Origin of the sequence: Butyrivibrio proteoclasticus B316, assembly GCF_000145035.1 — a bacterium.
GTDB classification, from domain to species: Bacteria; Bacillota; Clostridia; order Lachnospirales; family Lachnospiraceae; genus Butyrivibrio; species Butyrivibrio proteoclasticus.
This window is the reverse complement of the sequence record NC_014387.1, coordinates 871,076-885,874: the sequence shown is the minus strand read 5'-3', so window position 1 is coordinate 885,874 and position 14,799 is coordinate 871,076. Positions and strand designations below refer to the sequence as shown.

The 14,799-nt window shown below is 41.4% G+C and carries 11 protein-coding genes and 1 riboswitch; of the genes, 2 read left to right on the top strand and 9 right to left on the bottom strand.

What is annotated here, in order from left to right; genetic code table 11:
- Position 1: 1 nt before the first annotated feature.
- The 4 genes from BPR_RS03755 to BPR_RS03740 all read right to left on the bottom strand — a co-directional run bounded on the left by BPR_RS03755 (position 2) and on the right by BPR_RS03740 (position 5,184).
- Positions 2 to 2,143, bottom strand: a complete 2,142-nt coding sequence (locus tag BPR_RS03755) for a GGDEF domain-containing phosphodiesterase (RefSeq protein ID WP_052301788.1) — start codon at positions 2,141 to 2,143, stop codon at positions 2 to 4.
- A 205-nt stretch (positions 2,144 to 2,348) separates the two neighbouring features.
- On the bottom strand, positions 2,349 to 3,527 hold the full coding sequence (locus BPR_RS03750; protein WP_042256477.1) for a phosphoribosylaminoimidazolecarboxamide formyltransferase: 1,179 nt from the start codon (positions 3,525 to 3,527) through the stop codon (positions 2,349 to 2,351).
- A gap of 51 nt (positions 3,528 to 3,578) precedes the next feature.
- Positions 3,579 to 4,286 carry an IMP cyclohydrolase gene (locus BPR_RS03745; RefSeq protein WP_042256476.1) on the bottom strand — a complete coding sequence of 236 codons (708 nt, stop codon included), beginning with the start codon at positions 4,284 to 4,286 and terminating at the stop codon, positions 3,579 to 3,581.
- Positions 4,287 to 4,401: 115 nt separating this feature from the next.
- Positions 4,402 to 4,487: riboswitch (ZMP/ZTP riboswitch) on the bottom strand.
- 133 nt (positions 4,488 to 4,620) lie between these two features.
- The gene (locus BPR_RS03740) at positions 4,621 to 5,184 is read right to left on the bottom strand and encodes a TIGR01440 family protein (protein ID WP_013280129.1); all 564 of its coding nucleotides are present in this window, start codon (positions 5,182 to 5,184) and stop codon (positions 4,621 to 4,623) included.
- Positions 5,185 to 5,509: 325 nt separating this feature from the next.
- Between BPR_RS03740 and BPR_RS03735 the strand changes: the two genes are divergently transcribed.
- Positions 5,510 to 7,096: an alpha-amylase family glycosyl hydrolase gene (locus tag BPR_RS03735; protein ID WP_013280128.1), complete on the top strand. Its 1,587-nt coding sequence runs from the start codon at positions 5,510 to 5,512 to the stop codon at positions 7,094 to 7,096.
- Between the two features lie 281 nt (positions 7,097 to 7,377).
- On the top strand, positions 7,378 to 8,889 hold the full coding sequence (locus BPR_RS19590) for a glycoside hydrolase family 5 protein (protein WP_013280127.1): 1,512 nt from the start codon (positions 7,378 to 7,380) through the stop codon (positions 8,887 to 8,889).
- Here BPR_RS19590 and BPR_RS03725 read toward each other — a convergent pair.
- The 5 genes from BPR_RS03725 to BPR_RS03705 all read right to left on the bottom strand — a co-directional run bounded on the left by BPR_RS03725 (position 8,886) and on the right by BPR_RS03705 (position 14,722).
- The gene (locus BPR_RS03725) at positions 8,886 to 9,380 is read right to left on the bottom strand and encodes an NUDIX hydrolase (RefSeq protein ID WP_013280126.1); all 495 of its coding nucleotides are present in this window, start codon (positions 9,378 to 9,380) and stop codon (positions 8,886 to 8,888) included. The two genes, BPR_RS19590 and BPR_RS03725, sit on opposite strands and share 4 nt — an antisense overlap.
- A gap of 82 nt (positions 9,381 to 9,462) precedes the next feature.
- Positions 9,463 to 10,923 carry a methyl-accepting chemotaxis protein gene (locus tag BPR_RS03720; RefSeq protein WP_013280125.1) on the bottom strand — a complete coding sequence of 487 codons (1,461 nt, stop codon included), beginning with the start codon at positions 10,921 to 10,923 and terminating at the stop codon, positions 9,463 to 9,465.
- 445 nt (positions 10,924 to 11,368) lie between these two features.
- Positions 11,369 to 12,415, bottom strand: coding sequence for a lysozyme inhibitor LprI family protein (locus BPR_RS19585; protein WP_167531141.1), 1,047 nt, complete (start codon positions 12,413 to 12,415; stop codon positions 11,369 to 11,371).
- Between the two features lie 212 nt (positions 12,416 to 12,627).
- Positions 12,628 to 13,512, bottom strand: coding sequence for a nucleoside hydrolase (locus BPR_RS03710; RefSeq protein ID WP_013280123.1), 885 nt, complete (start codon positions 13,510 to 13,512; stop codon positions 12,628 to 12,630).
- 343 nt (positions 13,513 to 13,855) lie between these two features.
- A complete protein-coding gene (locus BPR_RS03705; protein ID WP_042256475.1) occupies positions 13,856 to 14,722 on the bottom strand; it encodes a hypothetical protein in 867 nt (288 codons plus the stop codon).
- Positions 14,723 to 14,799: the final 77 nt, after the last annotated feature.

Here is a 14,799-nt window from a genome sequence, read left to right as displayed (position 1 = left end):
ATCATTCCCCACGAATTGTCTGGTCTCTGATTTCATCAGCATATCTGCAGCACGAAATATACTTCCACCTGTCATTATAATAGAAAGGAAGAATCATGTACATCTGCATTCTTCCCTCATCACCGGATAATGCAGAATGATAATAATCAACAATATAATCAGAAGATGACTTCTCAACTCTTTCCCTCACAGTTGAAATGTCATAAAATTTCTTAAAGCGTTCTCTGTCTTCCGGGTAAAGATACAAATCTGCATACTTGGCAACTGCTTTGGCAGCATTAGACTCATTATCTGCAACAGGCAGCTGTTCACTGTTAAGGTACAGGTTTTCTACAGTGCCGTCTTCATCATACAGATCAACTCTGAAATACTGGTTAAAAACGTGTGCCATTGCAACGTGAATACTGTCAGCAAGTTTCTTCTCATTTCCTTCAAGAGAAAGATTTCTTGGAACAACTGTAAAAGCAGCTCTATTACCCTGTCTCGCAATAAATCTAACCTTGGCTATTACTACGTTCCCATTTAAGATAATGCTCGATTCGCTCCTGTGGTTCTCACTCTTTTCAGCGCTTTTTAAAACCTCCAACATTTTCCTGTTTTCCGGAAGATCAAGCCTGTAAGCTCTGGAATTTGCTGTTTCAATGTCTTTAACGGAAACAGAATTCAGGAATTCATGGTATGCTTTATTGGCATATAAAAAACTGATCCTTTCATCTTCAAGTTCCATGATCGTAATAGGAAGGTTGTTATAAACCTCCATGTTCTTGTCTCGAAGAGGAGTACTGCCAAGGAAATTGATTTCTCCTATATCGTGGTAATAATCCGCATATCTTATATCTTCACAGTTGTCAAAAGAAAAATCGTCAGGTCTTACAAATTCTTCTAAAGGCTTTGGTTTTCCAAACAGATACCCCTGCATCTTTTCGCAGCCTATTCGCCTTAGGAACTCATACTGCTCCTTAGTCTCAACACCTTCTGCAAGCGTATGGATATCGAGTTCTTTAGCCATGTTTATTATGGTCGCAATTATGACCTGTGTCTTTTTATTGGTATCAAAGGTTCTCAGAAAGTCCATGTCTATCTTGAGAACATCAAACTCATAAATCTTGAGGTTATTAAGAGAGCTGTAGCCTGAACCGAAATCATCCATCCAGACCTGATAGCCGCTGTCACGAAATCTCTTTATCTGATCTCCCAGAAAGCTTTCTCCGGAAGCAATGGCGCTTTCAGTAATTTCTATATTCAAAAGCTTTGTAGGGATTTCATATTTTTCCCTGCATTTATCTATCTCAGCCTTGATATCACACAGTTCAAAATCAAGACGTGAAAGATTGACAGATACAGGTTCCAGAGCCATTCCGAACTCAATGTCGCTCTTTAGATCAGCACACACCTGCTCAATGATATACAGATCAAGCTTGTGGATCAGGTGAACTTCCTCTAATACTTCAACAAATACTCCCGGGGAAATCATTCCATAAATAGGATCTATCCATCTGGCAAGGGCCTCGTAGCCACATACTTTTCCAGTAAGTGCTCTTACTTCTTTTTGATAGTAAACTTTAAAATAATGCTCCTTAAAGGCATCTTCAAAATTGTCGATCACATACTGCCTTAGTTCATTTTTCTTTTTCAGTTCATCGTCGTAGATATTGTAGTCTCTATCATAAACTCTTATTATGTCGTCGCAGGCAATCTTAGCCCTGTCTATCATGAAAACAGGATCAGTCTCACTACCGTCAGACAGATATATTCCTGCTTTGACGCGCATTTTGAGACCGCGCTCATATTTTCTGGCAGCTTCCTGAATTTTATCTATTTTTTGTATTATCTTTTCTTTGTCATTGGATTTGGACAGAATGATATAATGATCGCCACTTGTTCTTGCAATCATTTCATCGCTAAAAATGTGCTGAATTTCATCAGAAAGTCCCTTAAGAAACTCGTTTCCACCAGCAAAGCCATATTGCTGATTGAAAGCCTTGAAATTCATCACATTAAGATAGATTATTACAGAATAGATGCTATCTCCCTTGTTTTTAGATTCGTTGACACATCTTAATATTCCGTTTAGATTGAGTAGCCCTGTCAGGTCGTCATAGTCATCTTTCTGCGTTTGAAAAGCCTTGCTCAACTCATCCATAAAATCTCCTACATGTCTCATAGACATTATTAATGATTATACCATGTACCAATCATTAATAATCTTAATTTTGGCAATCTTTATCCTTATTTAAGATATAGACATAAGTTTTAATGAATGAATACTGCGCACTTATAAAAAGAGTCGTCCCAATACTGAGACGACCCAAATTTGTATGTAGTAAATATTTCTTTCTAATAAGCAATCAGTGGTGGAAAAGTCTGAGGCCGTTGAATGCCATTACCATGTTGTGGCTGTTGGCAGCTTCAATAACGTTATCGTCACGAACTGATCCGCCCGGCTGAACAACATATTTAACACCGCTCTTATAAGCTCTTTCGATGTTATCGCCAAATGGGAAGAAAGCATCTGATCCAAGGGCTACATCAGTGTTTTTATCAAGCCAAGCTCTCTTTTCAGCCTCTGTGAAAACAGGTGGTTTTTCCTTGAAGATGTGCTCCCACTTACCATCAGCAAGTACATCCATGTAATCTGCGCCGATGTAGAGGTCGATAGCGTTATCTCTGTCTGGTCTCTTGATGCTGTCAAGGAATGGGAGATCGAGAACCTGTGGAGCCTGTCTGAGGAACCAGTTATCTGCCTTGGAGCCTGCAAGTCTTGTGCAGTGGATACGGCTCTGCTGACCTGCGCCGATACCAATTGCCTGTCCGCCCTTAACGTAGCAAACAGAGTTGGACTGTGTGTACTTAAGTGTGATAAGGGCAATCTTGAGGTCAATCTTGGCTGAATCAGGAAGTTCCTTGTTATCTGTAACGATGTTATCAAACATCTCATCTGTGATCTCGATGAAGTTGTGACCCTGTTCAAAGGTAATTCCAAATACCTGCTTCTTCTCGATAGCTGCAGGAACATAGTTTTCATCTATCTTGATCACAGCGTAATTGCCGTTTTTCTTGGCCTTTAGAATTTCAAGTGCCTCATCTGTATAGCCGGGAGCTATGATTCCGTCTGAGACTTCTCTTTTAACAAGTCTTGCTGTATCAGCATCGCAGACATCAGAAAGTGAAATAAAGTCGCCAAATGAGGACATTCTGTCTGCGCCACGGGCTCTGGCATAAGCATTAGCAAGAGGGCTGAGTTCTCCAAGATCCTCTACCCAGTAGATTTTCTTCTCAATATCTGTAAGCGGAAGACCTACAGCAGCGCCTGCAGGTGATACGTGTTTAAAAGATGTAGCGGCAGGAAGTCCTGTAGCCTTCTTGAGCTCTGAAACAAGCTGCCATCCGTTGAGTGCATCCAAAAGATTGATGTATCCTGGTCTTCCGTTTAATACTTCGATAGGAAGATCTGAGCCGTCCTCCATGTACACTCTTGAAGGCTTCTGATTAGGGTTGCAACCATATTTTAACTGTATCTCGTTCATACCTGTCTCCTTATTATATAAAATCATGATCAGTATTTTGGTATCTTTGCCTTAGTTATTCTTGTTGATAATTCTGCTCTCATACTTGCCTGTAGCAATCTCAATATATCTTGTGAAAAGAGATACCTTGTTATCTGCGTTGAGTGCATTCCAAACATTATTGGTAAATGTGTCGATATCTCCCTCGATATTAACAAGAGTAGGCTCTCCCTCATAGCTTGGAAGTGGATTTCCGTCGCCCATGTAGGTGTGGATGAAGTAGCCCTCACCGGCCTTAGGATTTTCGTATGTGTAAGTGAAGCGCTGACATGATGATGGGTCACCATGGTTGCTCTTTAAAATTGACATGGCAAAGTCGTATTTGCCGTCTTCAATGTTCATGATACCTGATATTCTAGGTGTGTAATTTGGAGCATCAGGCTCAAATTCTCTTGTTCTAAGAGACTGCTCGAAAGTCTGGCCCTTCTCCATAAGCTCATAAATTGTATCTGTCTGATCTCCATTTGTAACGATTGTTGAATGTCCAAGTACTCTTACAGGTGCATAGATGATGAGGCTTGGATCTTCCATCTTGGATGGATCAAAAGCCTGAGTGCGGATGCCCTCTCCATCTTCTACAAATACTCTGTTGCGGGAATTCTCACTTCTTCCCATGATAAAATATGCGCAAGCTGCATATTTACCATCAGTAGTAGTTCCAATTACAATTCCTCTGCCCGGGTAAGTTGTACTGCTGATTTCTGCTGTTAATTCCTGCATTTTAACCTCCTTAACACGAATCGAGTATGCCTGCTCGATTCTGCACACAGACATTCCGCACTTCGTGCTCCATGTCCTTAGTGCAACAAAAAAACCGCCTGAGCAAACCTCTAAAAGCGGTTGCCCAGGCGGTCGACATTCAATATTATTATCCATACTCCCATGTGGTTACCCACTCATCCGCCAGTTGTATGGACATCTATAACTTACAATATTCTCCCCCAAAAATCAACCCCATCTTTACACCTCGCCCCTCCTCATCAGAGACGAATGCGATTCGCAAAGAGGTATTTTCGCGCCTTTGTGAGTGAAGGATCCTGGGGCGGGATGACAGTTACATGAGGGATTCGTCGTAGATGGCTCTCTGACCGCCTACGTACTTGGGCCTGTGACGGGCACATATGATTGGGGCTGCGCCGATTTTACGAAGTGATATTCTGAGGGGAACTACAACGCTGTGCATGTGCATTCCGATCATGGTTCCGCCAATGTCTATGCCGGCTTCGGCTTTCTGTCCGATGTCCTCTACAAGAACAGGATCATCAAATCTCTCATAGCACACTGTTGCAAAGGCTCCTCCTGCATGATTGGGCTGTGGGATTGCATTGACCTGCTCAAAGCCATATTTCTCCATGGTTTCTCTTTCTACTACAAGAGCACGGTTTAAATGCTCACAGCACTGCGCTGCCACGAGGATACCATTTTCACGGCACACCGGAATAATACCGTCATATACTGCGTTTGCTGAATCAAGATTTGTTGCTGTTCCTATCTGATCACCCAAGATTTCACTCGAAGAACAACCTACTACAAAGATTGCCCCTTTGCGTAATTTTGCTGCCTCAAGAATTTCTTTTACAGCCTGTCTGCTCTGATTTGTTATCTCTGAAAAGTCCATGTCCTTTTGATACTCCTACTACCGCTAATTTGCTGCGTAAATTGCTTATTCCTCATATTTGTTCGGGTCATAAAGTCATAATGCTTTACATGCAAGAATATACGGATTTTGACTTTTGACGCCTATATCATATACGTTAACACATATAATGGCTACTGTACAGTTTCCGGGTTTGCATGTATAATGGAAACGTTTCCGAAGCCATACTGTCTTGTTTGGGCCTGTAAACTAATTCATTTGCAGTTGTACCTTTTTAGCCATACAATATTAGTATGATTCGATTAAATTGAAACGAAATTACACTTATCCATTCAGGAGGTTTATTATGCCAAGTTGGCTCAAAGACGCAGTATTTTATGAGATTTATCCACAAACATTCAGGGATACCAATGGAGATGGTATCGGTGACATCAACGGAATAATCGAAAAACTTGATTATATAAAGGATCTTGGTTGTAACGCGCTCTGGATCAATCCCTGCTATGATTCACCTTTCAAGGATGCAGGCTACGACGTACGCGATTACAAGAAGGTTGCTCCAAGATACGGAACAAATGAAGATCTGTACAGGCTCTTTTTGATTGCCCATGACAAGGGAATCCACGTACTTCTTGATCTGGTTCCCGGCCATACATCTGAAGAGCACGAATGGTTCAAAGAAAGTAAAAAGGCTGAGCCTAACGAATTCTCAGACCGCTATGTGTGGACACACAGCTGGATTCAGGGAATTGCAGGCCACCCTTATATTGGCGGCGAAGCTGACAGAAACGGCTGCTATATGCTGAACTTCTTTAAGAGCCAGCCTGCCCTTAACTATGGCTTTTTGAACAGGACTGAGGACTGGCAGCTTCCACCTGACCACCCGGCATGTATCGCAACAAGAGAAGCTCTCAAGGATGTTATGCGCTTCTGGCTTGATCACGGATGTGACGGTTTCCGCGTAGATATGGCTGATTCACTGGTAAAAGAGGATGATGAGAACAAATCAGCTACAGGTAAAATCTGGCAGAATATCCGCAAGATGCTGGATAAAGATTACCCTGAAGCAGCTATAATCTCAGAGTGGAGTAATCCTGTTCAGTCACTTAAAAACGGTTTCCATGCTGACTTTTATCTTGATCACCACGGAAACGGCTACAATACTCTGATCCGCGACAATGAAACTCCGGGAGGCGATCACTCTTTTCTCAAAAAAGACGGAAACGGCGATATCATGAGATTTCTCCTTGATTATCTGCCAAAATACGATGCCACCAAGACTGACGGGTACATCAGCTTTATCACCTGTAACCACGATACGCCAAGAGCGCGCCTGACACTTGACTACGACGAGCTTAAGCTTGCGTGGGCTCTTTTCCTGACTCTTCCGGGTGTTCCTTTCATTTACTATGGTGATGAAATCGGAATGAGATACCTTGATATTCCTACCAAGGAAGGCGGCTATACCAGAACCGGTTCCAGAACTCCAATGCAGTGGGATAACAGCAAAAACAAGGGATTCTCAGAAGCAGATCAGGACAAGCTCTATCTTCCTGTTGATCCTTCTGAAGATGCACCAACCGTAGAAGATCAGGCCAAGGATCCTGACTCACTTTATAACACAGTTAAGGCACTTACTGCACTTAGACACGAGTATGATGACCTGAAAGCTGACAGTACATTCTCTGTTATTTATGCGGAAAAAGAGGAATTTCCTTTTGTTTACAGACGTGGAAACCTTCTAATCGCCATAAACCCTTCAGAAAAAAGAGATTCCACCGCTCTTCCTGCAGAGGCTTTTGTGAAAACAAATGACAACTCAGGTAAACAGTGCGATCTTAAACAAATTTATGCCATCGGCAATAGTAAAGTTGATGGAAATACTCTTGTTACAGATGCACAGTCTTTTGCAATATATAAGCTTGTTGATTGATCACTGGCCTCTCGTTCATACAAAACCCATGACTTCTTGCAGGCTATTTCCGCTCTTATCCGCAAGAAGTCATGATATAATTAAACAATAATCTGTCCTATAATTTCTTTTTTCAAATGTTCTAATACAATTAGATGCTTATATCATGGATATTTTAGATGTTTACATAAGATAGTAGATATTTTAGATGTTTGTATAAGATAATAGATATTTTAGATGTTTGTATAAGATAATAGATATTTTAGATGCCTATATCATAGGTATTTATAAGGAGTGCTTGCATGACAAGAGGCAGATATTTAAGACGTTTACTAAGCATATTCACTGTAGTAATTATGATCAGCACCCTGAGAATTACAGGGTTTGCTGCCTCAGGAAATGGGCGCTCTTCTGTTTCTGCAGCAGATATTACGGCTCAGTCTTTTATGGCCTCAATGAATACCGGCTGGAATCTTGGTAATTCTCTTGATGCGCACCACAAGGCTACAGCCGGAGAAGCAAATCTGGGTCAGGAAACCATCTGGGGAAATCCCAAAGTCACCAAGGAACTCATAGATTTTGTCAGATCCAAAGGCTTTAACACAATAAGAGTCCCTGTAAACTGGAAATACCACACCTATACCGATGCAAATGGTCAGTTACACGTCCATCCGGAGTGGCTTGCCAGGGTAAAAGAGGTGGTTAACTACTGCATAGCTGATGGAATGTATGTTATCATGGATTCCCACCACGACAACAAGATGTTCTATGTTGGTGCAGATGAAGGAGATTTTGCCTCTGTTTGTGCCAAAGCAACTACTATTTGGACAGATATAGCAACTTATTTTAACGATGTAGACGGGCATCTTATTTTCGAAGCCTTTAACGAAGTAGACAATGTCAAAATAGGCAGAACATATACTAAGACTGCCGCCGCTCAAATGAATCAGCTCAATCAGGTATTCGTAAATACTGTTCGCAGTACCGGCGGCAATAATGCCCAGAGACTTCTGATAATTCCAACTCTTTTCCACCAGTATTCGGACGACGTACTAACATCTTTTGTCCTTCCAAAGGACGTTGTTCCAGGCAAGCTCCTGACTGCTGTTCACTTCTACTCCCAGGTAATTGATCAGTATCTTGATCAGGACTTTGCGAGACTTCAGCAGTTTGCAAAAAGAGTTGGAGCTCCAATGGTCATCACAGAATGGGGAACAACCAGAAAGTTCTCTCCAGCAGAATTTAGGGCTATTCATGCAGCAAACTACGTTGCAAGAGCGAATGCCCGCGGAATTAAATGCGTTTACTGGGATAACGGCGGAGATTACTCCATCATAAATCGTAAGAAATTTACCGCCAGAGATGATATGATCCAGGCATTAATGAATCCTGTTCCTTATGATTCTGCCCCTGGAACAGCGCTTGATAGCTGGGCTGACAGCTATTTGTATATGGGAATAGATTCAAGTGGTACCTTAAAAGAGTGGGATTCCTGGGGAGGCATGGTCCTTGCTCAGGATGCAAATGGATTTATTCCAATCCCTCAGGGGGCAACCACACTGTCCATGCAGCTTACAGCCTCTGGGACCATGGCGCGCCATAAATTTCACTTTGTTTATTTCTACAATGATTCCTATGGTCTGGTAGATAAGCTTGGCAATAATTTTGGATTTGTCAGTAAAAACGTTAAAATCCCGGAGGGCGCTACCTCATTGCGTATCATCATTTATAACGCTCATGCCAAGACTACAAAAGAAAACTATGATAGCGCATTAAAAAACGGAGAATTGAAGCCTGTAGTCAAATTCTACTAACAATCAAATATATTTTTTCCATTAAGGACAGCCTCTATGAGGTTGTCCTTTGTATCATATACAAGCTTAAGAGAAAAGAAATCCCTGCTCTCACTTAGCTTACGCAAAAAAATCTTATCTCCTTCCCAGAGATTCAGATCATAGATGTTTTCTTTTTTAACCCACTCAAGTTTTCCTTCATCACAATCTTTTGGCTCAGTATCAGGAGCCTTGGCAGTAAACAGGCTCATAAGCTCATAGTCGCCTTTTTGTGAAACGAATGTGATTATAGCTCGAAATTCAAGGTCTTCGAGAGGAATATCATAGCCTGTTTCCTCATAGATTTCTCTCTTGATACACTCTTCCGGGCTCTCATCGTCCTCCAGATGTCCTCCAACGCCAATCCATTTATCTTTATTTATGTCGTTCTTTTTGCTGACCCTGTGCAGCATCAGATATTCATCTCCGCGTTCAAGATAGCAAAGTGTTGTAATTCCTTCTCTTCTGGCCATTATGTATATTCTCCTTAATTATTTATCAGTAAAAATCCCCACCATTGCCGGTGGGGATACGATTTATCGTTGCTTTTTTCTCTTATCTTCTACTGATTGCAAGTATCTCATCCAGGATTTCCTTGGTGATCTTCATATCGCTCTCACACTTCTGACTGATCTCAATACTGGACTGGGCAGATGCCGCAACTTCCTCTGATGTAGCAGAGAGATTGCTGATTGCATCCATAACCTTGGAATTAGCATCTACACAGGCATCCACGTTATCAGATATCGTGCCTGCACTGTTTGTAAGATCAGTTACCTTTTCCAGTATAACCTCAAATTTCTCTCCTGTCTGCACTATCATGTCACTCTGTTCTTTGGCAGATTCTACGCTCTTTAACATGTTTCCGGAAGCTTCGTTGACCTTACCCAAAAGCTCGTCAATAGTTGACGCGATCTTTTCAGCTGAATTCTTGGTGTTTTCTGAAAGAGCTCTTATCTCATCTGCAACTACAGCAAATCCTTTTCCTGCTTCTCCGGCTCTTGCCGCCTCTATGGAAGCATTAAGGGCCAGAAGGTTTGTCTGACCTGAGATACTAAGGATTGTCTCAACTATCTCTTTTACCGAGCTTGCAGATTCCTGAAGATTAGCAGTCATCTCTGCAGTCTCAGCGTTTATTGCAGAAGCCTCTTTGGACTTGGCATTTAGCTCTTTTACCAGATTGTTTCCTTCGCTGATATTCTGCGTAACTTCATCTGCATTATTGCGCATAGCTCGTGACTGGCCGGCAATCTCCTCAAGAGAAGTCATGATGTTAGAGTTCATTTCAGTCTGAGTCTGGATTGCTTCTGCCGTGTGAGTCGTGGCCACAGAAATTTGCTCTGAAGACTCTGCACTCTGTGTAACCTTCTCTGCAAGCGCCTCCATTGCATCATGTGCATCTTCAAGCTTTTCACCTATTTTAATACCAATATCCCTGATCACACGTGCATCTTTTTCCTGCTGCTCTGACGCTGCCTGCATCTCATCAACCGTTTCGCCATTCTGCCTGTTGCTGAGCCTTGAATAGAAAATAGCCATCAGTGACAGAAGTACAGCAAAGATAGCATCAGTAATAACGGCAAATCTTCTTTCTGCTATCTCAACAGAATATGTAAAAAACAGTGGCATATAAAGAATATTGGTAGCTATAACAAATACCGAGGTAACTATGGTGAGTATAGGGTCAGCATATAATAGAACAAGGATCAAAAGAGCCGGTCCAAATGCCCACATATAGGTTATGTGAACTGATCCGGCCATCACAACCACATAACTTGCGGCAAGCCAGCCCATCAGCAGATATTTGCCCCTATTCCTGCGTTTGTACAAAGCATAGGAAACAACAGATGCAATCAATATGATCACCTGCATGATCACCATGGCCGTGGTATTAAGAAATCCCACTCTCTGATCCTGATATAGAATTGTAGCTATCAGCTCAAATGCCTGTATAATGCAGGAAAACTTCATAGCAAGTGTATTACTCTCATAAAAATGCTTCTCATGCAGATCCATAGTTTTCCTCCTCTATGTAGCGCATCATGTAAAGTAGTTCACCATGTAAAGTAGTTCACCATGTAAAGTAGTTCATAATTTAAAGTCATCATTAAAAATCATCGTTTAAAGTCACCATGTAAAGTCATCATTTAAATCTAGGCAAATGCTGGCTGCCTGACATGATCAATTGCGGATAATACAGATTATTACTGAAATTATTACTAATTTGTCATCATTGTACCCTAAACAGGCATTTTATTAACGATATATAGTTATTCATTCATATTATTTATCATTTACGCAGATTATTCCACTTAATTTTTTATTAACTGTCCTGTTTCTGAGGGGGATAGTGGGTAAACTCTCAAACTAGTCAAGTATCTATGATGTCAAAAAGAGCATGCTACAAAAATGCAACATGCTCTTTTTTCACTTTATAAAATTGTATTTATAAATCCAATTGTCAGAATACAAGCGGGAATTCAAATTTATCCCCGGCATTTACAATTGCGCCTTCTCCTGCTTCTGTAACTTCAAAGGTTGCTCCGTCCCAGCCGTAAGTTACATCAGCCTTAATGCTCTCATCGTCAGAAACAAATACGAATGTACCTGCTCCGTTTTCTGTTACTGTACCTGTAATCTCGCCGGTCCTATATAGAGAAACCTTGGCGTTGTAGCCAGATTCCATGCTCTCTGTCACAGCCAAAGCACTGTAAATGCTATCAGTGCCCTCGTTATCCACATAGACTTCCTGCACCTGTTTCTCAGGCATAACAAAGTTTGTTCCCTTTGCAGCAGCTATCTCTTTAGCAAGTTCATAGCACCTGCCCTTGGTGCTCTCTTCCATGAAAGAGTCATAAAGAAGAGGATATATGCTTCCGCCCTGATCCTGAGGGCCAAGTGCTTCAAGCGCAGCATCCTGCTTCATAGCATTCCAGTGTCTCTGATCTTCAAGTACTCTCTCTTTGGTCTGGGCATCAGCAGATTCAGAAAATCTGTTCCAGAGACTGTTAAGCTCAGCATCCCATACCTGAAAATAGAGGCTTGCGGCCATATTCATCTCAACCTGAGTAGAATCCTGATCTCGCCTTGATGTAATATGATCCTGAATCTTGCCCATCTTATCAAATTCATCCTCAAATGAGGTTGCTTCTGAGACGGCTCTTTCTACAGCAACTCTGATCTCATCAGTATAATCCTTGGAATAATCAAGTGTGGTAGTCTCATCACAAATACTGACGCTTCCGTCACTTGATGTAGGAGCTGCTTCTGCAGAATCACCACTTTGTATTTCAGAACTACCATTTTCAGCGACACCTGTGTCATTAGAATTATTCTGGCCATTTGCCTCGTTCTGACTTCCGGATACCTGTTCTCCCTGTGATTCTGTGCTTATTCCCTGCTGCGGTTCAAAGATAGAGCTTTCTTCTGTTCCAGTGCCCTCTCCACACCCATACAGTGACAAACAAGCCACCGTGACAATAAGTGCCTTGCATAGATTTCTTTTCATAAATTGCCTCCTCATAATATATATCTGTGTCATATAATCAAAATGCTTATTATCACCAAATCTACTATGCCAGATAAATCCAGACATATAAGTGTAGATTTCAACAATTACATTTTTTGACACACATATCATATTATTACTCATTCCGATCAAAGGCAAATATTAGCCCATCACTTGGTAAAACTATTTGACGTGCGACAATTCTATTGATATTACTGCGCAAAAATCTCAAGCTTGGCTATGAAGTCTTCCAAAATATATCGGGAGTCAACATCAGTGTATATACGGATTTGAGGATTGTCCTCTTTGACCTCTGAAGATGTATCCTCCGCTACAAGAGGTGCCTTGGCATAGTGATAATGACCGCAGCCAGGATTCAATGCAATTGCGATTGCAGGAGAATCACCAAGTGACCAGCTCTCACCCTGTGTCCAGCCTGCAAACTGTGACATATTGTAGTCTGCCATGTTTCTGAAAAGATGCTCTCCAATCCTGCCACAAGGCCTTATCCTTCGCTGGATTTCAGCAAGGCCAATGTTAACTGTAATATACACGTGTGAAGGTACAAGCCATAAGTCTATTCCACTCTGGAGCACAATGTTTGCAGCAGGAATGTCATTAACTGAATTAAATTCTGTAAAAGGAGCCTTGCATGGCGCTTCTCCATGAGTTCCAATCCATATGACTCTTATCTTATCCTTAATAGCAGGCTCAAGTGTAATTGCCTTGGCAACATTGGTAATTGCGCCCTGGCACAAGATATATAGAGGTTTCTCATCCTCTTTTAACGCTTCATCAATTATGAATTTTACAGCCTCAGATTCTTCTTCATCTGTTAAAAGAGGGCCTTTCTGGCCGCGGTAAACAGGTATTTCTTTTGACATGTCCATAGCATCAAGGATAGTCTCGATTTCCCGATAGCTCTTTTCCATTGAGCCCTCTTCTTTGAAATGCTCAGCAATTATCCCCTTTACTATGAGCTTGGGACTTAGAAGTGCATGGGCTATAGCAAATGGATCATCCGCCTCGCAGGCTGCGTCAGTATCTACTATTACTCTAAGCTTTTTGTAATCCGGAACATCATATTCAAATTTCATAAGTCTTCCCCCAACTATCGACCTAAGAGGCTACCGTACGGTAATACGACATGAGGAGGGACCCATTTATGGGAGGAGTCCTGATGTCATTTATTACGACATGAGGAGGAACCCATTATGGGAGGAGTCCCGATGTCATTTATTCCTTAGGTCTTTCCATTTTTTCTCTATATTATGATAATTTAGCACAGAAAAAGTGGCAAGCCTGATATTTACTATAGGCTTGCCACTATCTATGGCTCTGTAATCTATTGTAAACGTGTAGGAATTACTTATCAGCTTCTACCCGATTGATCATCATACGATCTGTATGACTTGAGCTTTTATGTAATAAAACAAGGATTTATGCAAACTGTGCGTTGACTTCGTCAGCAGAAACAAATCTTACAGCATATTCGCCGGAGTCATCCATAATGAATCTATTGCCGTCTTTCTCCCCAAAATAAACCTTGTCATCTGAGAACTGCACCTCAAGTGCATCTGTCGCAGAGCCATCAGGATTGCTTAATTCAACCTGGCATGCAACATATGGAACATATTTTGTATTCTCACCATCTATCAGATAAACATATTTTTCATCATAATCATCATAAAAAGCCATCATGAACTTGTCTTGTCCGTTCTCATCAACTGCCGCAAATCCTGTTGAATATACCGGGAAATACTCATCCAGAGAATCAACCTCTGCGGTGTTACTTACAGATACAATCTCCCCATCATCTATGTCAACTGCAATTACAGCGTAAAGAATTGGATATCCATCTGTATCATCGTATTTTCCAAGGACTACGTAGCCATTTCCCTGTGACATATTTGCATCTACACGTCCATAATAAACATCGTCCTCAACGCTCCAGCCAGCTAGCTTAACTGATGCTTCATAGTCGATAACTTCCCACCAGATGTCATCTCTGCTAGGTGCCTCTACATAAAGGCTTCCATCTACAACCTTGTAGTTGATTGTATCTTCGTCATCATCCTGATCAGCAGTTTCTTCATATGCCATGTTTTCTGCTGCCGGTGTCTCTGTGACTGATGAGCTTGTTGTCAATTCTCCGTTATTAAGTTCAGCTGAGTAGTTGTACTCTGTTGTTCCTTCATCTGTAGTAGTTGTTATATTAAACTGTGAAGTCGAAGTTGACTCAGATGCACATCCTACAAGGCTTCCAACCATCATTAAACCGATCAATGCTAAAGAAATCTTTTTCATAATTGTCACGCTCCTCTTATATTTTTGTTTAGTGTGTTTTTGTAATCACATTTATTTATACGAACAAAAATATAAAG

Coding starts and splice junctions, on each gene's coding strand:
- BPR_RS03735 (WP_013280128.1), top strand. CDS start 5,510: ATGCCAAGTTGGCTCAAAGACGCAGTATTTTATGAGATTTATCCACAA.
- BPR_RS03725 (WP_013280126.1), bottom strand. CDS start 9,380: ATGGCCAGAAGAGAAGGAATTACAACACTTTGCTATCTTGAACGCGGA.
- BPR_RS03750 (WP_042256477.1), bottom strand. CDS start 3,527: ATGAACGAGATACAGTTAAAATATGGTTGCAACCCTAATCAGAAGCCT.
- BPR_RS03740 (WP_013280129.1), bottom strand. CDS start 5,184: ATGGACTTTTCAGAGATAACAAATCAGAGCAGACAGGCTGTAAAAGAA.
- BPR_RS19585 (WP_167531141.1), bottom strand. CDS start 12,415: ATGAAAAGAAATCTATGCAAGGCACTTATTGTCACGGTGGCTTGTTTG.
- BPR_RS03745 (WP_042256476.1), bottom strand. CDS start 4,286: ATGCAGGAATTAACAGCAGAAATCAGCAGTACAACTTACCCGGGCAGA.
- BPR_RS03755 (WP_052301788.1), bottom strand. CDS start 2,143: ATGGATGAGTTGAGCAAGGCTTTTCAAACGCAGAAAGATGACTATGAC.
- BPR_RS19590 (WP_013280127.1), top strand. CDS start 7,378: ATGACAAGAGGCAGATATTTAAGACGTTTACTAAGCATATTCACTGTA.
- BPR_RS03710 (WP_013280123.1), bottom strand. CDS start 13,512: ATGAAATTTGAATATGATGTTCCGGATTACAAAAAGCTTAGAGTAATA.
- BPR_RS03705 (WP_042256475.1), bottom strand. CDS start 14,722: ATGAAAAAGATTTCTTTAGCATTGATCGGTTTAATGATGGTTGGAAGC.
- BPR_RS03720 (WP_013280125.1), bottom strand. CDS start 10,923: ATGGATCTGCATGAGAAGCATTTTTATGAGAGTAATACACTTGCTATG.